Here is a 19,880-nt window from a genome sequence, read left to right as displayed (position 1 = left end):
GTTTTCCTTGGGAAAGTACCGGGACATCGTGATTGCGGTGGCGCTGTTTTTGCTGTTTGACCTGGGCGTGCTGCTGGTCAACTTCTATACCTCGTACCAGATCAGCGAAGACGCGCTGGGCATCAACCTGGCGGGCCGCCAGCGCATGCTGTCGCAGCGCACGGCCAAGGCCTTGCTGGCGGTGTCGGCGGCGCGCAACCAGGGCCTGGCCAGCCCGGCCGACCTGGACGAGCTGCGCGACGCGGTGCAGCTCTTCGACGCCAGCCTCAAAGCCTTCCAGCTGGGCGGCACGGTGCCCGGCGGCAACAACCAGCCGGTCTACCTGCCGCCGGTCGCCAGCCGCCAGGCGCTGGCCGCGCTGCAGCAGGCCCAGGCGCTGTGGATACCCTACCAGCAGGTGCTGGCGCCGGTGCTGCAAGGCCGCGCCAGCGATGACCAGCTGCAGGCGGCAGGCGCCTATGCGCAAGCCCACAACCTGCAGCTGCTGGGCCAGATGAATGCGCTGACCACCGCGCTCGAAGCCACCGCCTCGCAGCGCGCCGACCGCCTGCGCCAGGTGCAGACCGCCGGCATCGTGCTGGCGCTGCTGAACTTCGGCTTCATCTTGTTCAAATTTTTACGCCGGCTGCGCCAGTCGGACGCGGCCATCGACGCCGCCACCGAGGAGAACCGCGAAATCCTGGCCAGCGTGCGCGAAGGCCTGTTCCTGATCACGCCCGACTTCCGCATTGGCTCGCAGGTCTCGCAGTCGGCCCACCAGCTGTTTGGCCACCCGCTGCGGCCGGGCGACGACTTCTTTGCCCTGCTGGCCAGCCGGCTCAGCGACAAGGCACTGCAAGACGCCAAAGACTATGTGGAGCTGCTGTTTGCGCCCCACGTGAAGGAGTCGCTGGTGCAAGACATCAACCCCTTGCTCGACGTGCGGGTGCAGCTGCCGAACCGGCTCGGCCAGGAGGTACAGCGCACCCTGGCGTTCCGCTTCAACCGGGTCCGTGTGGGCGCGGCGGTGGCGCACCTGCTGGTCACGGTGCAGGACATCTCGGAGCGCAGCGCGCTGCAGGCCACGCTGCAGGCCGAGCGCCAGCGCGCACAAAAAGAGCTGGCCATGCTGCTGGCCGCCTGCGAGGCCGACCCGGCGCTGCTGCGCCAGTTTGTGGCGCGCGCGGAAACCAGCCTGCTGGAGGTGAACGAGTTGCTGCGCAACACCGCCCAGGGCCAGCCCGCGCTGCAGCATGCGCTGGACCAGGCGGCGCGGCGCATCCACGCGCTGAAAGGCGATGCCGGTGCGCTCGGCCTGGACTCGCTGGTGCACCAGGCGCATGACTTCGAATCGGCCCTGCTGCAGGTACGCGCAGGCGGCGGCGGCGACCCGCTGTTAGCCCTGCCCCTGCCGCTGGAAGAACTGCTGGGCAAGATCAGCGCACTGAAGAGCCTGGCCGGCCTGCAACGCGGCATGCTGGCCCAGGCCACGGGCACGGCCCTGAACACCGCCTTGCAGCGCCTGGCCACCGAGCTGGCCACGGCCCACGGCAAGCGGGTAACAACCCGGGTGCAGATGGAGCAGCACGGCGCACTCAGCGCCGAGGCCGCCGACCTGGTGCGCGAAATCGCCACCCAGCTGACCCGCAATGCCGTGGTGCATGGCATCGAGGCCCCTGCCACCCGCCAGGCATCGGGCAAGGCCGCCACCGGCCAGTTGGAGATACAGCTGCAGCGCCAGGATGCGGAATGGATCTTGCGTATCCGCGACGATGGCCGGGGCCTGCATGCCGCCTCCATCCGCCAGAAGCTGCTGGACCTGGGCTGGTACACCGCCCTGCAGCTGGAGAGCTTTGATGAGCGCCAGATCGTGGCCCACATCTTCAAGCCGGGTTTTTCCACCGCCGGCACTTTGAGCGTGCATGCGGGCCGGGGCCTGGGGCTGGATGTGGTGCAGGCCGATGTGCAGCGCCTGGGCGGCCGGCTGACCCTGGCGTCCACGACCGGCCAGTTCACCGAATTCACCATTCGATTTGAAATTTAATGAGACTTTTAGTCGTAGACGACTCCAACATGATCCGCACCCGCATCTCCAAGGTGGTGCAAGGCGGTGGTCTGGGCAAGATCGCGCTGGTCGGGCTGGCGCGCAACGGCGTCGAGGCCTTGCGCATCGCCAAAGCCACCCAGCCCGATGTGGTGACCATGGACCTGACCATGCCCGAGATGGACGGCGTGCAATGCATACGCGAGATGCTGCGCCTGCTGCCGGGCACCCGCATCCTGGTGGTCAGCGCGCTGAACGACAAGGCCACGGCCATCGCCGCGCTGAAGCTGGGTGCGCGCGGCTTTGTGGCCAAGCCATTCACCGACGACGAGCTGCGCCTGGCCTTGCTCGACGTGACGGAGGGTAGCTGAATGGACGCGCTGACGCAGGCCGAACTCAAGCTGTTCGTCAATGCGGTGCGCCGCTACTTCGAGGTCACCACCGCCGAGGCGCCGCACATCACCTCGGCCTTTCTGGGCCATGCCGACGTCACCGGCCATGCGTTCACCGGCACGGTTCAGTTCTCGGGCAGCTTCCACGGCCAGGTGCTGGTGTCCATGCCAGGCACCCTGCTGCGCGAGCTGCTGGTGCTGCAGCACGCCACCGATTTCAGCGATGCGCATCTGCTCGACGCGGTGGGCGAAATCGCCAACACCCTGGCCGGCAATGCGCGCCAGGTGCTGGGCAGCGGTCTGCATATCTCGGTGCCGACAACGCAGCAAGGCCTGAACAGCGTCCTGCCCCAGGTGCGCGAACGCCCCTATGCGATCACCCTGCGCTGGCACCACCAGCCCGCGTTGGTGGTGGTGGATATCACACGGGGCTAGGCAGGCTGTGCTGCTGGCTTAATGCCTTTTAGGCCACTGGCGCTTATTTGACGGGCGCGAGAAGCTCTTTATTTTGTAGCACATAGCTTTGCGCCAGGCTTTCGAACTCGGCAATCGGCAGCGGCCGGCTGAACAGATAACCCTGGTAGGCGTAGCAGCCTTGGTCGGCCAGGAACTCGCGCTGGGCCTCGGTTTCCACGCCTTCGGCGATCACGGCCAGGCCCAGGCTGTCGCCCAGCGCAACCACCATGCGGGCGATGGCAGCGTCGTTCGGGTCGGTCAGGATGTCGCGCACAAAGCCCTGGTCGATCTTTAGCTGGTCCAGCGGCAGCAGCTTGAGGTGCGACAGCGAGGAATAGCCGGTGCCGAAATCGTCCAGCGAGAAGCCCACGCCGACACGCTTCAGCGCCGTCATCTTGGCGATCACGTCCTCGATATTCGCCACCAGCAGGCTCTCGGTCAGCTCCAGCTTCAGGCGCTGCGGCTTGGCGCCGGTGCGCTCCAGCAGGGTCAGCACCTGGTCGACAAAATCCACCTGGTGGAACTGCCGCGGGCTGACGTTGACGGCCACCGTCAGGTGCGCCATCTCGGGCCGGCCAGCCCAGCTGGCCAGCTGCCGGCACGCGGTTTCCAGCACCCAGTGGCCTAGCGGCAGGATCAGGCCGGTGTCTTCCGCCAGCGGGATGAATTCGGCCGGCGACACCATGCCGCGCTGCGGGTGCAGCCAGCGCACCAGGGCTTCGACCCCGGTCATTTCGCTCTCGCCCGTCACCTGGGGCTGGTAGTACAGCTGCAGCTGGTCACCGGCCAGCGCATCGCGCAAACCGGCCTCCAGTGCCGCCCGGGCGCTGACCACGGCCTGCATCTGCGGGTCAAAAAAGCGCAGCGTGTTGCGGCCCGCAGCCTTGGCCTGGTACATGGCCAGGTCGGCGCGCTTGAGCGGCTCTTCTATGCCCTCCTCGCACTCGCCGAACAAGGTGATGCCGATGCTGGGCGTGCTGTGGTGCACATAGCCGGCCAGCTGGTAGTTCTGGTTCAGCAGGCCGAGGATCTTCTCGCCCACGCCCTCGGCCTGGGTGGCGGCTTCCACCGACTGCTCGCTCAGGTCTTCCAGCATCACCACGAACTCGTCGCCCCCCAGCCGGGCCACGGTATCGCCCTTGCGGCTGCAGTTGACCAGGCGCTGCGCCACCTCCTGCAACAGCAGGTCGCCGCGGTGGTGGCCGTGGGTGTCGTTCAAGGTCTTGAAGTTGTCCAAGTCGACAAACAGCAGCGCACCCTTGCGCTGGTGCCGGGCCCGGCTGGCCATGGCCAGCTCCAGCCGGTCCATCAGCAGGCGGCGGTTCGGCAGGCCGGTCAGCGGGTCGAAGAAAGCCAGGTTCTGGATCTGCTCCTCGGCCTGCTTACGCGAGGTGATGTCGACAAAGGTGTCCACATAGTGGCTGACCTGGCCGTTCTCGTCCTGGATGGCGGTGATGGCAAACCAGCCGGGATACAGCTCGCCGTTCTTGCGCCGGTCCCAGATCTCACCCTGCCAGGAGCCGGTCTGCTCCAGGCTCTCCGTCATGCCCCGGAAGAATTCGGCATCGTGCCGGCCGGAACGCAGCAGCTCCGATGGTTTCTGGCCTATGGCCTCTTGCGCGGTGTAGCCGGTGATCGCGGTGAAAGCCCGGTTCACCCGCAGGATGGTCCATTCGCTGTCGGTCACCAGCATGCCCTGCTGCGACTCGAAGGCGGTGGCAGCAATCCGCATCTCCGCATCCGCCTGCTTGCGGTTGGTGATGTCGCGCAGTACCGAATGCACCGCCGGCTTGCCGTCGAACACGATGGAGGTGCCCTGGCCTTCGACATCGATCACCTTGCCATCCAGCCGGATGATCTTCAGCTCGGCCACGCCCACGCTGTCACCGGTGCGGACCACATGCTGCAGGCGCTGGGCGGCCGCGATGGCGGAATCGGGGTGGATGCGTTCGCTGACCAGCTCGCCCAGCAGCTCGTCTACAGACTCCGCGCCGAACAGCCTGACGGCAGCCGGGTTGCAATAAATGACCCGGCCTTCCACATACACCACCACCGCGTCGGGCGACCACTCCACCAGCGTGCGGTAGCGCGCCTCGGTTTCCTTTTGCGCCTGTTCGCGCTGGCCGAGTATCTTCAGCAGGCGGTTGAAGCCGCCGATCAGGGCGCCGACCTCGTCCTGCGTGGGAATCGCCAGCGGCGCCAGCGGCTGGCTGTGCTCGGTGACGGCCGCCAGCACACGGGCTGCGTCCTGCATCGGGGCAAACTGGCGCCGCAGCATCCACCAGGTCAGGCCGCCGGCCAGCACGGTCAGCAGCAGCGTAGCCAGCATCACCCGCTGCTCCAGCTGGCGGATCGACACGAAGGCCGCCGCCGTGGGCCAGGCCGAGGCCACGGTCCAGCCGGCCAGCGGAATCCGCACCGAGGACGACAACAGCTCCTGCCCCGTATGGTCTACCAGCAGGCCAAAGATTTCATCGCCGTCCACCGCCCGGTCCACCGCCGGGTCCTGGCCCGGGGCGGGCAGCCGCTCCAGAATCCGGCTTTTGTCGCTGGCGGTGACCACCCGCCGGTCTTTGGGCGAGACCACGGTGTAGAGGCCGGTGCGCGCATAGCGCAGGTCGCCCACGCGGTCCAGAAAATTGGCCCCATCCAGCCGGGTCCAGCCCACCACCGCGCCCACCACGCGGCCACGGCTATCGCGTACCGGCACCGCCATCGGCACCACCAGGGCGCGCAAAACGGGCTCCAGCCGGGGCAGGCCTACCGCCGGCACGCCGTCGCGCAGCGCAACCGCAACCGCACCGTCGCCCTCCGGCACATGGCTGCCCAGCAGTTCAACCAGGCGGGTATCGGTGTCGACCACCAGACCGTCGGCGTTGTAGGCAACGAAGCCGCCATTGAACAGGCCGCGGGTGATCAGGCGCTGGGCCAGTACGACCGGCAACACCGACCGCTCGCTGCGCACGCTGGGCCCGGCCACGGCCGCCAGGTTGACCAAAGCCTGCAGGCGCTGCTCCAGTTCGGTGTTGATATCGGAAGCCAGGGCGCTGGTGGATGCCAGCTGCTGCTCGCCCAGCAAGATCTTCATGTCGTCGCGCAGCACCTGGCTGGCATAGAAGGCCAGCGACCAGATACCGGCCAGAAAAATGGCCAGCGTACTCAGGGTGACCCGGGTCTTCAGTGAACGCCACTGAAACACATTCCAGTCCATGCAAAACTTCTCCGTCGCTGCGCGCGTGTCCGAGGGTAGCCGAGCCCGCTCCATGCCACGGGCTCCAACAAGTATCTATTTGTATCCCGCCAACCATACCACCCCCGGCGTGCTGCGGGTCGAAACGCTGTCACGGTAGAGGCAGCTCTTTGGTCAACAGGCCACAGTGCGCAGGAAATCGGCCAGCGTGCAGCCGGCCACGGGCTGGAAGCAATCGTCCAGTACCCGCAAGGACTGGATGCGGTCGATGCGGAAGCTGCGGAAATCGCGCCGCACCTCGCACCAGGCCACCAGGGTCCAGACCCGGCCCCAGTAAAAGCAGCCCAGGGGGTGCACGGTGCGCTGGCTGGTCGCGTCTTTGACGTCGCTGTAGTCCATATGCACCTTGCGGCGCAGGCCGCTGGCCTCGCGCAGCTGCTGCAAGTGGCTGCGCACCGGCGCCGTCAGGCCGTTGTAGCTGGCCGGCGGCGCGTACACCGCCAGGCTCTCGGCCGCAGCCCGCGCGGCCGACGGCAGGATGGACAGCATCTTGCCCAGCGCATCCTCGGCGGCCAGCGCCAGCGGCGCGTCCAGCCAGGGCTGGGACAGCCGCACCGCCGCCACCAGGGCCTTGGCCTCGTCCTGGCTGAACATCAGCGGCGGCAGCTCGAAGCCCGCGCCAAAGCGGTAGCCCACCCCGGCCTCGCCCTCGATCGGCACACCCTGGCGCTGCAGATCGGCCACGTCGCGGTACACCGTGCGTTCCGACACCTCCAGCCGCTCGGCCAGAAAGGTGGCGGTCGACAGGCGCCGGCCGCGGATCAGCTGGACCAGGTGGAAAAGACGGTCGGCACGGCGCATGGTTTTATAAGCTTTTCAGGCCGTTAGCGCAGGTAGAGATTGCGCGGGCAGCTATCAAAATTGAGTAATTCGGCGTCAGGCCTGCACACCGATGTAGACCGCTACCCGGCCCTCGCCGCTGTATTCCTCGAAGTCGGCGGCATAGGCACGCGCATAGGCCGGCGCATCGGCAAAGTACTGCCAGACCGCGCCCCACACCGCCACCACCGTCGCGGGCATGCTGCCCTGGCCTTCGAACACCAGGTAGGCACCGGCCGGTACGGTGGTGCTGACCAGGCCTTCGAGCACGCTATCGGCCAGCACCGCGGCAGTCAGGTCATAGGCGCCATGGGCATCGGACGCATAGCCGCTGTACACGCCGTACAGCGCCGACTGCGGGGTGTAGCCGGGCACGGACTGCGCCACCCGTTCGGAAAAGAAGCGGCCCCACAGCGCCGGGATCTTGCCGGTGGCGGGCGTGGCCTCGTCGGCATTGGTAGTGCGGGTGGTAATGCCGGCCAGCTGCTTGGGCTGGGCTAGCTGCACGAGGCGCGGCGGGAAGATGGTGGTCATCGCAAGGCTTTACAAAAAGTGGGGAGAATTTACACCGGTCGGCAACCCGCCGCTCAGCGCTATGCAATATGTAGCGGTCTACGCAGATGGAAGCTGCGCTAGAAGGCCAATGCGTATTGCGGTTCAGTGCCAAAGTGCAGCGCCTGCGGGTCGGCCTGCATGGCCTGGGCGATCAGCCGCATGTCGTGATCGCTGATGTCGAACAGGCCGAAGCGGAACTTGTAGCCCCAGCGCTGCGGCGATTCGACAAACTCGAACTGCGGCACCAGCGGCAGGATGGACGCCTCTTGCGCGGCCACATACGCCACGTCCTTGCGGAACGGCACAAAGCCGCCGCCCATGTCGAACGCATAGGGCTCGCCGGGCAAGACGATGCCTATCGACACAAAGCTCTGCAGCCGGTCCTTGCCGCCCATGCTGACAGTGGGCGCGTAGTAGGCCACGCGGTCGCCCGGCCGCACGCGCTTCAGCGGCGCGACCTTGCCATGGCAGACCTGCATGTAGCCAGGCCCGTCCACCGCCGCGCAGCCGCGCCGCGCATGGGCGGCGCTGGCCACGGCAATCCAGTTATTGCGTGCCATGGCTGCGTCTTCAGGCCATGGAATGCAGGCCGACGCGGTTGCCGTCCGGGTCGCGCAGGTGGGCGATGAAGCCCATGCCGGGGGGCAAGGCGGTCTTGGGTTTGAGCAGCGTGGCATCCAGGGACTGCAGGCGGGCCAGGGCCGCATCGATGCTGGGCGAGCAGTCCAGGTAGACCAGTGTGCCCTCGCTCGACGGCTGGGTGGTGTCGGCACCGCTTTGCAGGCAGCCTTTGACGCCCTCGTCCGGCGCGGTGAAGATGGCCAGCGTGTAGTCTTGCCCGCCCATAGGGAAAATTTCACGGTGCAGGCTCTTGCCCAGCACGGTCTCGTAAAAGCGCTGGGCGCGGTCCATATTGGTGACCGGAATTTCAAACCAGCTGATGGCGTTGGGGGTGGCGTTGGTGGACATGGGAGCTTCCTTTCGGTGCAGTTAAAGAGAAGCGAATGGTGCCTACCTGCTGCTGACACCGTGGTGTCAGCAGGGAACTCGCCCTCCCCGCCTTCCCCAGAGATACCGTGGAACCGGCTCCGCCGGGCCACAGGTATCGCCCCCTGCAAGGGGGTGGGCGAAAGACGCGAAGCGCTGCAGCCTGGGGGTGAGCCTATTTCGGCAAGAACAGCAACCAAAACACCAGCAGCAGGTTGAGTAGCACCGACACCGCCAGGCCCAGCTTCCACACCGCCGTGGGGTCGCGCTGCAGCAGCGGCGACGGCGCGGGGGCGGTCAGCGGGCGCGAGGCGCCGCGCTCCAGGGCCAGCAAAAACTCTTCGCCGGTCTCGAAGCGCTGGCGCTTGTCGCGGGCCACGGCTTTTTGCACCACATGGTCCAGCCAGATCGGGATCTCGGGGTTGTGCCGGCTGGGTGCGATCGGGTCGCGGTAGTAGCGGCCCACCTGGTAGGGCAGCACCTCGCCATAGGGCAGCTTGTGGGTCAGCAGCTGGTACAGGGTGACGCCCAGCGCGAACAGGTCGCTCTGGGCGTTGGGCAGCTCCTCCGGGGCGTCGCCGCTCAACGCGCTGAAGCCCCATTGCTCGGGGTTGATGTAGCTGGGCGTGCCCGCGTGCAGCTTGCGCATGGCCTCGGGCTCGCGGCCGGTCAGGGCCACGCCCAGGTCGAGCAGGCGCAGCACACCGTCTTCGCCCTGGTGCAGGTTGGCCGGCTTGATGTCGCGGTGGATCACGTTCTGCCGGTGCAGCCGGCCCAGGGCCTCGGCCACCTGGCGGGCCGCGGCCACGGCCTGGTGCACGCTGAACTTGCTCTGCCGGTCCAGCATCTGCTGCAGGGTTTCGCCGCTGTGCCAGTTGTACAGCAGGTAGGCGGCGCTGGCTGGCTGGCCGCTGACGCTGTTGGCCGGAAAGGTGTCGTGCAGCACCACTAGGTGCTCGGCCGCGCGGCTGGAGCCCATGCGCTTGGCCAGCCAGGCCTCGTGGGCCAGCATGGCGCGCTCCTGCGGATCGTGGGCGCGGCTGGGGTGCAGGGTTTTCAGCGCATACAGCTGCTGGGTTGCCGGATGCCGGACCTGGACCACGACGTTGATGCCGTTGTCGGCCACCGGCGCGGTGACGGCCAGGCCGTCGAGCATGTCGCCGACGCGGAACGGGCCGGGGATTGGCAGCGCCCGGAATGCGCGGTTTTCGTCTTCCAGCGTGGCGTCCAGCAGGCCCAGCACGCGCACCACCATGGCGGTGGCGTTGTCGCGGCTGCCGGCCTTGAGGGCGGTCTGCACCAGGGTTTCGGCGGCCAGCCGGGCGTTGTCGCCCTGGGCCAGGGCCTGCAGCTGGGCGTCGGGCAGCACGCCGTGCACCCCGTCGGTCAGCAGCACGAACACGTCGCCAACCTGCAGGTCGCCTTGCATGTAGTCGACCACCAGCCGCTCGTCCACGCCCACCGAGCGCAGCAGCTGGTGCCGCAGATCGGGGTGGTCAGGCACATGGTCGTGGGTCAGCTGGGTGAACTGGCCTTCGCGCAGCAGGTAGGCGCGCGAGTCGCCCACATGGGCCACGGTATAGGACTGGCCACGCAGCACCACGGCAGTCAGCGTGGTCAGGCCCATGGCCGGCTTGCGGCGCCGGTTCATGCCGGTGAGCCAGGCGTTGTGTGCACCAATAATGCGATCCAGGGCCACCGTGGTGTCCCAGGTTTCGGGCGTACTGTAGTAATCGCGCACCAAGCTGGTGACCGTGGTTTGCGCCGCCTCCTGGCCCATGCCGCCGGTGCTGACGCCGTCGGCCAGCGCGGCAATCGAGCCCATGTCAGCCTGGCCCGCCTCGGGCAGCATGGCGGCGCAAAAATCTTCGTTGGTGGGCTTGGTGCCGGCCTGCGAGCTAAAACCTATGTCGATGTGGAATGCCATGCACCAATGATGCAAGTTTCATTCCCAATTTGGTGCACTCCCGATTGGTAATTACCCCACGAGCATCTGCATGCTGTGCTCATACAAGGCGGACAGGCTTTCAAACACCTCCAATAAGCCTTCGCTGGCGGTGGCCAGTTGGTCCAGGCCCGGGCCGCGCTGCAGCTGGTTGGCGCCGGCCAGCATCTGGCGCCAGTAGACGGCGGCGGTTTCCAGGCCGGCACGGATGTCGGGGCTGCTCAGCGGGATGTCATTCAGGTAGTTCAGTGCCTGCTCGAAGGCGGCGCGCGACTCGGCCATGCCGGCCTGGGCCCGCTGCTGGGTGGCACGGTCGCCCAGCACCCCCAGCAAGGCAAACTTGGCGAAACGCTGGGACAGCATGCGCTGGCGCCCGGCCACATTCAGTACGTGCAGCGGGGCCACGGCACCGGCGCTTTCCAGCACGCCGGTCAGGCGCTCGGCCTGCTCCAGCAGCTGCTCGGCCAGAGCATCGGCCTGCAGCATCTGGTTGTTCTGGCCAGGGCGCGGCTCGCTCTGCAAACCCTGCTTGAGCTGGCGCCAGCTCTGGGCCACCTGGGTCAGCAGGTCGCCAAAAGTGGGCTGGGACAGGCTTTTCGCCAGAAACGCCATATTGCTGTCGATGCGCTGGGCCGACTGCTGCTGCAGCTCGGCGCTCACCCCCACCTGGGCCCCGGCCAGCTGCAGCAGGTACAGCTTGATCAGGCGCTGCGACAGCATGCGCAGCTGGCCCGCACGGTTCACGCCGTCGGCAAACCGGGCCGAGTGCACGATGTGCTGCGACACCTGGCCCAGGCGCTGGTTGGTGTGCATGGAGGCGGTGCGCAGCATCTGGAAGGCGTCGTCGTCCGACACCTGGCGGGCCCGCATCAGCACGCCCTTGGCGCGTTCGACGATCTTGCGTTCCTCCAGGCGGCTGCCCAGGTCTTGCAGCTCGTCGCGCAGCGCCTGCTCGCGCGCGAAACGGGCCTGGGCCAGCTGGATCAGCGGACGCAGCCGGTGCCGGCCATAGCCGTTCACCACATAGGCGTGGACCCCGCAGGCCAGGGCGGCGTCGAGCTTTTCGGCATCGCCGTCGATGGTGAACAGCAGCACCGGACAAGGGGCGGTATCGGTCAGCGACTGCAGGGCTTTGAACAGCGCCTCTTCGGGCAGAGGGTCGTAGCAGATCAGCACATCTGGTGCGTGCAGCACCGCTTCTTGCACCAATTTATTGCACTCTAGCGGTGCGGCCAGTAGCTGTACGCCCACCGCTTCGAGGTCGGCGACCAGGGAATGTGCCCCCTGCGGGGCGTTCAAAAGTACCAAGGCCGTGGTCATAAAAATCAGGTTTCTCCAATGGGCGGACCGGGTAGCCACGCAATTCGCGCACCACACGGCGGTCGTGGGTCAAATCATATGGCACAAGTTTTGCATAGTTTTGCTCGGGCGTAACGGCGCGCCCAACCCCTGTCTCAACCCGGCAGGCTCTGCGTACAACGACGTGCGCAATGGTGTATCTCGCAAAAGTTTGGCAACGGTGGTCTGGCATGGGCCTACGCCGAGGCTGTGTTTTCTGGTGAACACCCACCTATCCCGTACCTTTTTCCTGCGCAGCGCAGCTGTCTCTCGGCATGCGGTTTGCTGTTAATTTTCTGCAATCTCCCTGCAACACTCTGGAGTCGTTTAAATGAAAAAATCTAAATTGGTGATGGTAGGCAACGGCATGGCCGGTGTACGCACCATTGAAGAACTGCTCAAGGTCGCCCCCGATCTGTACGACATCACGGTGTTCGGCGCCGAACCCCACCCCAACTACAACCGCATCCTGCTGTCGCCGGTGCTGGCGGGCGAGCAGACGCTGGACGAGATCGTGCTGAACTCCTGGGAGTGGTATGCCGAGAACAACATCACCCTGCATGCGGGCAAAAAGGTCACCGAAGTCGACCGCGTGAAGCGCGTGGTGCGCGCTGTGGATGCCGACGGCAATGTGACTGAAGCCGAATACGACCGTCTGCTGATGTGCACCGGCTCGAACCCCTTCATCCTGCCCATCCCCGGCAAGGACCTGAAAGGCGTGATCGCCTACCGCGACATCGCCGACACCAACGAGATGATCGAGACCGCCACCAAGTACAAGAACGCGGTGGTCATCGGCGGCGGCCTGCTGGGCCTGGAAGCGGCCAACGGCCTGATGCTGCGCGGTATGACGGTGCACGTGGTGCATGTGCAGTCCACCCTGATGGAACGCCAGCTCGACAGCGTCGCCGGCAAGCTGCTGCAGAAGTCGCTGGAAGAGCGCGGCCTGAAGTTCCTGATGGGCGCACAAACGCAAGAGCTGGTGGGCGGCCCGGACGGCCGGGTCACCGCCATCAAATTCAAGGACGGCACCGAGGTCGCCACCGACTTGGTGGTGATGGCCGTGGGCATCCGCCCCAACACCGACCTGGCCAGCAAGATGCGCCTGCACTTGGACCGCGGCATCGTGGTCACCGACACCATGCAGACCGTGACCGACGGCCGCATCTATTCGGTGGGCGAATGCGCAGCCCACCGCGGCATCGCCTACGGCCTGGTCGCACCCTTGTTTGAACAAGCCAAGGTGGCGGCCAACCACCTGGCCGAATTCGGCATCGGCCGCTACATGGGCTCGCTGACATCCACCAAGCTGAAAGTTACCGGCATCGACCTGTTCAGCGCCGGCGAGTTCATGGGCGGCGAAGGCACCGAAGAAATCATCATGAGCGACCCGTTCGGCGGCGTCTACAAGAAGCTGGTGCTGAAGGACGACAAGCTGGTCGGCGCCTGCCTGTACGGCGACACCGCCGACGGCAGTTTCTACTTCAAGCTGCTGCGCGACGGCCGCAGCGTGGCCGACATCCGCGACAAGCTGATGTTTGGCGAAAGCCACCTGGGCGACACCGGCCACGAAGGCCACAACAAGGCCGCCAGCATGCCCGACAGCGCCGAAGTCTGCGGCTGCAACGGCGTGAACAAGGGCACGATCTGCAAGGCCATCCGCGAAAAAGGCCTGTTCACCCTGGAAGAAGTGAAGAAGCACACCAAGGCCAGTGCCTCCTGCGGCTCGTGTACCGGCCTGGTCGAGCAGATTCTGATGTTCACCGCCGGCGGCGACTACTCGGCCACGCCCAAGACCAAGGCCATGTGCGGCTGCACCGACCAGGGCCACCAGGCGGTGCGCGAAGCCATCGTCAAGAACAAGTACCTGACCATCGCCTCGGTGTTCAAAGGCCTGGGCTGGAAGACCCCGAACGGCTGCTCCAGCTGCCGCCCGGCCGTCAACTACTACCTGATCTCCAGCTGGCCCAAGGAAGCCAAGGACGATCCGCAAAGCCGCTTCATCAACGAACGCAGCCACGCCAACATCCAGAAGGACGGCACCTATTCCGTCATCCCACGCATGTGGGGCGGCGAAACCACGGCCGACGAGCTGCGCCGCATCGCCGACGCCGCCGACAAGTACAAAGTACCGACCATCAAGGTCACCGGCGGCCAGCGCATCGACTTGCTGGGCGTGAAGAAAGAGGATTTGGTTGGCATCTGGAAAGACATCGGCATGCCCAGCGGCCACGCCTACGCCAAGGCGCTGCGCACGGTGAAGACCTGCGTGGGCAGCGAATGGTGCCGCATGGGCACGCAGGACAGCACCCAGATGGGCAAAGACCTGGAGCGCGCGATGTGGCGCATGTATGCACCGCACAAGGTCAAGTTCGCCGTATCGGGCTGCCCGCGCAACTGCGCCGAAGCCGGCATCAAGGACGTGGGCGTGATCGGTGTCGACAGCGGCTGGGAGATGTACATCGCCGGCAACGGCGGCATCAAGACCGAGGTCGCGCATTTCCTGGTCAAGGTGAAGACCGCCGCCGAAGTGCTGGAATACACCGGCGCCTTCTGCGAGCTGTACCGCCAGGAAGGCTGGTACCTGGAGCGCACCGTGCACTACGTGTCGCGCGTCGGCCTGGACTACGTGAAGAAGCGCATCCTGGAAGACGAAGCCGGCCGCAAAGCGCTGTGGGAACGCCTGCAGTTCGCGCTGGACGGCGAGCCCGATCCCTGGTTCGACTTCAAGGACGCGCAGGTCGACACCCGCCAGTTCACCGCCCTCCCCGCCTAAATTTATAAAAATAATGCCCCCAGCGCAGGTAGTACCTGCGCCACCAGCTACAAAAGGAATAGCAAAATGAGTGAATGGAAAGTCATCTGCAAAGTCGACGACATCCCGGTACTGGGCTCGCGCCGCGTCAGCCGCGCGCAAGGCATGGACGTGGCGGTGTTCCGCAACGACCAGGACGAAGTCTTCGCCCTGCTGGACCGCTGCCCGCACAAAGGCGGCCCGTTGAGCCAGGGCATCGTCTTCGGCACCAGCGTGGCCTGCCCGCTGCACAACTGGAGCATCGGCATGTGCGACGGCCAGGCCGCTGCGCCCGACGTGGGCTGCACGCCCAAGTTCAGCGTCAAGGTGGTGGACGGCACGGTGCACCTGAGCCCGCAGGAGCTGGCTACGCTGGGGCTGGAATTCAGCGCCCCGGTGGCCGGCCCTGGCCACAAAACGCCCGAAACCGCCTGAGCACCCCCTAGCCCCGCAGCGCCGCGCACCCCATGAGCACACCCACAGAAACCAAATCCACCTGCCCCTACTGCGGCGTCGGCTGCGGCGTGATCATCGAATCCACCGGCGCGCAGATCACCGGGGTGCGGGGTGACCCGGACCACCCGGCCAACTTCGGCAGGCTCTGCACCAAGGGCTCGACCCTGCACCACACGGCCACCGCCGCCGTCACCCTGCAAACCCGGCTGCTCTACCCGATGCAGCGCCTGCAGCGCGACCAGGCGCCGCAGCGCGTGTCCTGGAACCACGCGCTGGGTATGGCCACGCGCAAGTTCGCCCAGGTGATCCAGGAGCATGGGCCGGACGCCGTGGGCTTCTACATCTCCGGCCAGCTGCTGACCGAGGACTACTACGTCTTCAACAAGCTGGCCAAGGGCCTGATCGGCACCAATAACGTCGACACCAATTCGCGCCTGTGCATGAGCAGCGCAGTGGCCGGCTACAAGAGCACCTTGGGCGCCGACGCGCCGCCCACCTGCTACGACGACGTGAACCACACGCAGTGCATCTTCATCGTTGGCAGCAACACAGCCTGGGCGCACCCCATCCTGTTCCGCCGCATCGAAGACGCCAAGAAGGCCAACCCGGCGATGAAGATCATCTACGCCGATCCGCGCCGCACCGACACCGCCGAGATCGCCGACCTGCACCTGGCCATCCAGCCCGGCACCGACGTGATGCTGTTCAACGGCATGCTGCACATCATGCTGTGGGAAGGCTGGACCAACGCCGCCTACATCGCCGCCCATACCAACGACTTCGACGCGCTGAAAGCCACGGTGCGCGACTGCACGCCCGAGCTGGTGGCACAGATCTGCGGCATCAGCAAAGAGGCGCTGCACCAGGCCGCCCAGTGGTTCGCCACCTCCAAAGCCACCCTCAGCCTGTACTGCATGGGCCTGAACCAATCGAGCAGCGGCACGGCCAAGAATGGCGCGCTGATCAACCTGCACCTGGCCACCGCCCAGATCGGCAAGCCCGGCGCCGGCCCGTTCTCGCTGACCGGCCAGCCCAACGCCATGGGCGGACGCGAAGTCGGCGGCATGGCGAACCTGCTCAGCGGCCACCGCGACCTGGCGAATCCCGCACACCGTGCCGAAGTCGCCGCGCTGTGGGGCGTGGCCGATGTGCCCGCCACGCCAGGCAAGACCGCCATCGAGATGTTCCAGGCCGCCGCCGACGGCGAAATCAAGGCCTTGTGGATCGCCTGCACCAACCCCGCCCAGAGCATGCCCGACCAGGCCACGGTGCGCCGTGCGCTACAGCGCGCCGAGCTGGTCATCGTGCAGGAAGCCTTTGCCACCACCGCCACCTGCGCCTATGCCGACCTGCTGCTGCCGGCCACCACCTGGGGCGAGAAAACCGGCACCGTGACCAATTCCGAGCGCCGCATCAGCCGCGTGCGTCCCGCCGTCGCCGCCCCCGGTGAAACCCGGCACGACTGGTCGATTGCGGTCGAATTTGCCCAGCAGCTGGAGGCCGAACTCGGTCGCCCGGCCCGGCTGTTCGACTACCCGACGCCGGAATCGGTGTGGAACGAACACCGCGAATCCACCCGCGGCCGCGACCTGGACATCACAGGCCTCAGCTACGCCATGCTGGATGTGGCGCCCCAGCAATGGCCGCTGCGCGAAGGTGACGCAGTGGGCAAGGCGCGTTTGTACGAAGACGGTCTATTCCCGACAAAGGACGGCAAAGCCCAGTTCGCCAACACCGTCTACAAGCCGGTGGCCGAACCGCGCGAGGCGCGCTACCCGTTCTCGCTGAGCACCGGCCGGCTGCGCGACCAGTGGCACGGCATGAGCCGCACCGGCACCGTGGGTCGCTTGTTCGGCCACGTGGCCGAGCCCTCGGTGCAAATGCATCCGCAGGACATGGCGCGCCGGCTGCTGAAAGAAGGCGACCTGGTGCACGTCACTAGCAAGCGCGGCTCCATCGTGGTGCCGCTGCAGGCCAGCACCGAGGTTGGCATGAGCCAAGCCTTCATCGCCATGCACTGGGGCGAAGAATTCCTCAGCGGCGTCAGCGCCAATGGCGAGCGGCTGGCCGGCGTGAACGCACTGACCACGCCCACGTTCTGCCCAACCTCCAAACAACCCGAGCTCAAGCACGCGGCCGTCAAGATCCTGAAGGCCGAGCTGCCCTGGTCGCTGCTGGGCGTGGCCTGGCTACCCGAGACCGATGCCCTGGCGGCCCGCGAGCAGCTGAAGCAATTGATGGTGCAGTTTCCCTACGCCAGCGTCGTGCCCTTTGGCCGCGAGCGCACCGGCCTGCTGTTCCGCGCCGCCAGCCATGAAACCGCGTCCGACGACACCGTGGCCCAGATCGAAAAACTGCTGGGCCTGGACGGCAGCGATGTGCTGCGCTACGCCGACAAGAAAAAAGGCCAGCGCCGTGCGGTGCGCCTGGAGCGTACGGCGGATAACGCCGAGCTCACCGGCTTCGTGCTGGCCGGCGATACCAGCGCCGAAGGCTGGATCAAGACCCTGCTGCAAGACCAGCTGCCGGCCCAGGCCTATGGCCGCCTGCTGCTGGTGCCGGGCAGCAAGGCGCCGGTGGCGGTAAAGGCGCGCGGCAAGCAGATCTGCACCTGCTTCAACGTGACCGACGAAGCCATCAACAGCACCCTGGCCAGCTGCCGCGGCTTTGAAGACGAGCGCCTGGGCCAGCTGCAAACCGCCCTCAAATGCGGCACCAACTGCGGCTCCTGCCTGCCCGAAGTGCGGCGCATGGTGCGCGCCTCCATGCCCGCGACACAGGCGGCGTAAGACTTCCCACGCGTCATTCGGCAAATAACCCATTGTTATCAACCATCCACGACAATCGGCGCATGGGAATCAGCCAATACATCAAAGAAATCGGCCGCGGCAAGGATGGCGCGCGGGCTTTGTCGCGCGAGCAAGCCAGCGATCTGTTCGGCCAGGTGCTGGACCGCAGTGTCACCGACCTGGAGGTCGGCGGCTTTTGCCTGGCCATGCGCATCAAGGGCGAAACCGAGTCCGAGATGGCCGGCTTCCTCGATGCCACCTATGCCCGGCTGAAGCTGGTGCCCGAGGGCGACAGCCCGGTCGTGGTGCTGCCCAGCTACAACGGCGCGCGCAAACTGCCGGTGCTGACGCCGTTGCTGGCCCTGCTGCTGGCCCGCGAAGGCCTGCCGGTACTGGTGCATGGCACGGCCACCGAGTCCACCCGCATTTCTGCACAAAATGTGCTTCTGGCGCTGGACATACCTGCGGCAACAGCTATCAAAGAAATAGCAAATGGCGAAGTCTGCTATGCCACCACCGAGCTGCTCTGCCCGGGCCTGAAGCAGCTGCTGGACGTGCGCCGCGCGGTCGGCCTTCGCAACCCCGCGCACAGCCTGGTCAAGCTGATGACGCCCTGCGCCGGCCCCAGCCTGGTGGTCAGCAGCTACACCCACCCCGAATACGCGATCTCCATGGCTGCCACCTTTGCGCTGATGCAGTCCAACGCGCTGCTGCTGCGCGGCACCGAAGGCGAAGTCGTGGCTGACCCGCGCCGCGTGCCGCAAATGACCGGCTACCTGCGTGGCCAGCCGAGCGTCGTGCAAGAAGCCCATACCGGCCCACTGGCCGCGGTGCCCGATCTGCCCAAGGACATCGATGCCGACACCACCGCCCGCTACATCCGCGACGTACTCGCCGGGCGCAAGGCCGTGCCGCAACCCATCGCCCTGCAGGTGGAACACATCTTGCGTTTAACCCAGCACATCCGCACACTGAGCCCAGCCACCGTATGAACCCCACCGACACCTCCTTTCCATCCAGTTTTGGCACCGTCAACCAGCTGGCTCCGGCCAAAGCGGTACAGGGCGGCGGAAAATGCACGCTGGTCGGCGCCGGCCCCGGCGATCCGGAGCTGCTGACCATCAAGGCCTTGAAAGCCATCCAGGCCGCCACCGTGCTGCTGGTCGATGATCTGGTGAGCGAGGAAATCGTCGCCTTCGCACCGCCCACGGCGCGCCTGGTGCATGTAGGCAAGCGCGGCGGCTGCAAGTCCACCCCCCAGGCCTTCATCGAGAAGCTGATGATCATGGCCGCCCGCGAAGGCGAAAACGTGGTGCGCCTCAAGGGCGGCGACCCGTTCATCTTCGGCCGTGGCGGCGAAGAAGTCGAACACCTGCAAGCCGCGGGCGTGGAAGTCCACGTCGTCAACGGCATCACCTCCGGCCTGGCGGCCATCACCTCGCTGAATGCACCGCTGACCCACCGCGAATATGCGCATGGCGTGGTGTTTGTCACCGGCCACGCCAAGCCCGACGACGAAGGCACAGACTGGCGCGCCCTGGCCGCCACCGCCTTGAGCGCCAAGCTCACCCTGGTGATCTACATGGGCGTCAGCGGCGCACGCCGCATCCAGGACGAACTGCTCACCGGCCTGCCCGCCAGCACACCCGTGGCCGTAGTGCAAAACGCCTCTTTGGCGACCCAGCGCCACGTGGTCACCACGCTGGGCAGCCTGCACGCCACCATCGAGCGCGAACAACTCGGCAGCCCCTCCATCATGGTGGTCGGCGACGTGGTGCGCGGCATACGGGTCGCGGTCTCGGACGCCCGGGTCCGCGCAGCCTGAGTCGAACCCACAGCAAAGCTTGCGCCCTGGCCGTTAGTTGTGGCAACCTGTCCGGCGGACAGACGGGGCCGGGGTCGTGCATCCAAAATCCGACTGTCGAGGTTTTTTACACTTTTCGGAAGTTTTGCACATTAACGTGCATTTGGCGTATCTCGACAGCTCCAAGCCATTGAATTACATAGATATTTTTTTACAATTCTGGTGAGGCACAATATTTGCTGCATTTCAGCAAACAGCCCCGAATCCACGGC

The 19,880-nt window shown here is 66.1% G+C and carries 15 protein-coding genes; 8 read left to right on the top strand and 7 right to left on the bottom strand.

Annotated elements, in window-relative coordinates:
- Positions 1-7 precede the first annotated feature (7 nt).
- The 3 genes from J2X19_RS13405 to J2X19_RS13395 are packed head-to-tail and all read left to right on the top strand — an operon-like array spanning position 8 to position 2,850.
- A complete protein-coding gene (locus J2X19_RS13405; protein ID WP_310373818.1) occupies positions 8-2,023 on the top strand; it encodes an ATP-binding protein in 2,016 nt (671 codons plus the stop codon).
- Positions 2,023-2,394: a response regulator gene (locus tag J2X19_RS13400; RefSeq protein WP_310373816.1), complete on the top strand. Its 372-nt coding sequence runs from the start codon at positions 2,023-2,025 to the stop codon at positions 2,392-2,394. The genes J2X19_RS13405 and J2X19_RS13400 overlap by 1 nt, the downstream gene beginning before the upstream one ends.
- Positions 2,395-2,850 (top strand): chemotaxis protein CheX, encoded by a 456-nt coding sequence (locus J2X19_RS13395; RefSeq protein ID WP_116606301.1) that lies wholly within the window; start codon positions 2,395-2,397, stop codon positions 2,848-2,850. It begins immediately after the preceding gene.
- A 43-nt stretch (positions 2,851-2,893) separates the two neighbouring features.
- Here J2X19_RS13395 and J2X19_RS13390 read toward each other — a convergent pair whose 3' ends face one another.
- The 7 genes from J2X19_RS13390 to J2X19_RS13360 all read right to left on the bottom strand — a co-directional run bounded on the left by J2X19_RS13390 (position 2,894) and on the right by J2X19_RS13360 (position 11,747).
- Positions 2,894-6,082, bottom strand: a complete 3,189-nt coding sequence (locus J2X19_RS13390) for an EAL domain-containing protein (protein ID WP_310373813.1) — start codon at positions 6,080-6,082, stop codon at positions 2,894-2,896.
- A gap of 153 nt (positions 6,083-6,235) precedes the next feature.
- Complete coding sequence (locus J2X19_RS13385; protein WP_310373811.1) at positions 6,236-6,922, bottom strand: helix-turn-helix transcriptional regulator; 687 nt, start codon at positions 6,920-6,922, stop codon at positions 6,236-6,238.
- Positions 6,923-6,997: 75 nt separating this feature from the next.
- Positions 6,998-7,474 carry a GyrI-like domain-containing protein gene (locus J2X19_RS13380; protein WP_310373808.1) on the bottom strand — a complete coding sequence of 159 codons (477 nt, stop codon included), beginning with the start codon at positions 7,472-7,474 and terminating at the stop codon, positions 6,998-7,000.
- 98 nt (positions 7,475-7,572) lie between these two features.
- The gene (locus J2X19_RS13375) at positions 7,573-8,055 is read right to left on the bottom strand and encodes an EVE domain-containing protein (RefSeq protein ID WP_310373807.1); all 483 of its coding nucleotides are present in this window, start codon (positions 8,053-8,055) and stop codon (positions 7,573-7,575) included.
- Between the two features lie 10 nt (positions 8,056-8,065).
- Positions 8,066-8,464, bottom strand: coding sequence for a VOC family protein (locus J2X19_RS13370; protein ID WP_116606296.1), 399 nt, complete (start codon positions 8,462-8,464; stop codon positions 8,066-8,068).
- Positions 8,465-8,657: 193 nt separating this feature from the next.
- Positions 8,658-10,409 carry a bifunctional protein-serine/threonine kinase/phosphatase gene (locus tag J2X19_RS13365; protein ID WP_310373804.1) on the bottom strand — a complete coding sequence of 584 codons (1,752 nt, stop codon included), beginning with the start codon at positions 10,407-10,409 and terminating at the stop codon, positions 8,658-8,660.
- 51 nt (positions 10,410-10,460) lie between these two features.
- Positions 10,461-11,747 (bottom strand): type IV pili methyl-accepting chemotaxis transducer N-terminal domain-containing protein, encoded by a 1,287-nt coding sequence (locus J2X19_RS13360; protein ID WP_116606294.1) that lies wholly within the window; start codon positions 11,745-11,747, stop codon positions 10,461-10,463.
- Positions 11,748-12,096: 349 nt separating this feature from the next.
- Between J2X19_RS13360 and nirB the strand changes: the two genes are divergently transcribed.
- From nirB to cobA, 5 genes are all read left to right on the top strand, one after another.
- Positions 12,097-14,541 carry a nitrite reductase large subunit NirB gene (gene nirB, locus J2X19_RS13355; RefSeq protein ID WP_310373801.1) on the top strand — a complete coding sequence of 815 codons (2,445 nt, stop codon included), beginning with the start codon at positions 12,097-12,099 and terminating at the stop codon, positions 14,539-14,541.
- Positions 14,542-14,607: 66 nt separating this feature from the next.
- A complete protein-coding gene (nirD, locus tag J2X19_RS13350; RefSeq protein ID WP_092755485.1) occupies positions 14,608-14,994 on the top strand; it encodes a nitrite reductase small subunit NirD in 387 nt (128 codons plus the stop codon).
- 32 nt (positions 14,995-15,026) lie between these two features.
- Positions 15,027-17,804, top strand: coding sequence for a nitrate reductase (locus J2X19_RS13345; protein WP_310373799.1), 2,778 nt, complete (start codon positions 15,027-15,029; stop codon positions 17,802-17,804).
- Between the two features lie 62 nt (positions 17,805-17,866).
- Positions 17,867-18,796 (top strand): DNA-binding protein YbiB, encoded by a 930-nt coding sequence (ybiB, locus tag J2X19_RS13340; protein WP_310373794.1) that lies wholly within the window; start codon positions 17,867-17,869, stop codon positions 18,794-18,796.
- Positions 18,793-19,629 (top strand): uroporphyrinogen-III C-methyltransferase, encoded by an 837-nt coding sequence (gene cobA / locus J2X19_RS13335; protein ID WP_310373792.1) that lies wholly within the window; start codon positions 18,793-18,795, stop codon positions 19,627-19,629. Before ybiB ends, cobA begins: the two co-directional genes overlap by 4 nt.
- Positions 19,630-19,880: the final 251 nt, after the last annotated feature.

Origin of the sequence: Rhodoferax ferrireducens (assembly GCF_031458075.1) — a bacterium.
GTDB lineage: Bacteria > Pseudomonadota > Gammaproteobacteria > Burkholderiales > Burkholderiaceae_C > Rhodoferax_B > Rhodoferax_B ferrireducens_A.
This window is presented reverse-complemented; position numbering and strand designations above follow the sequence as displayed.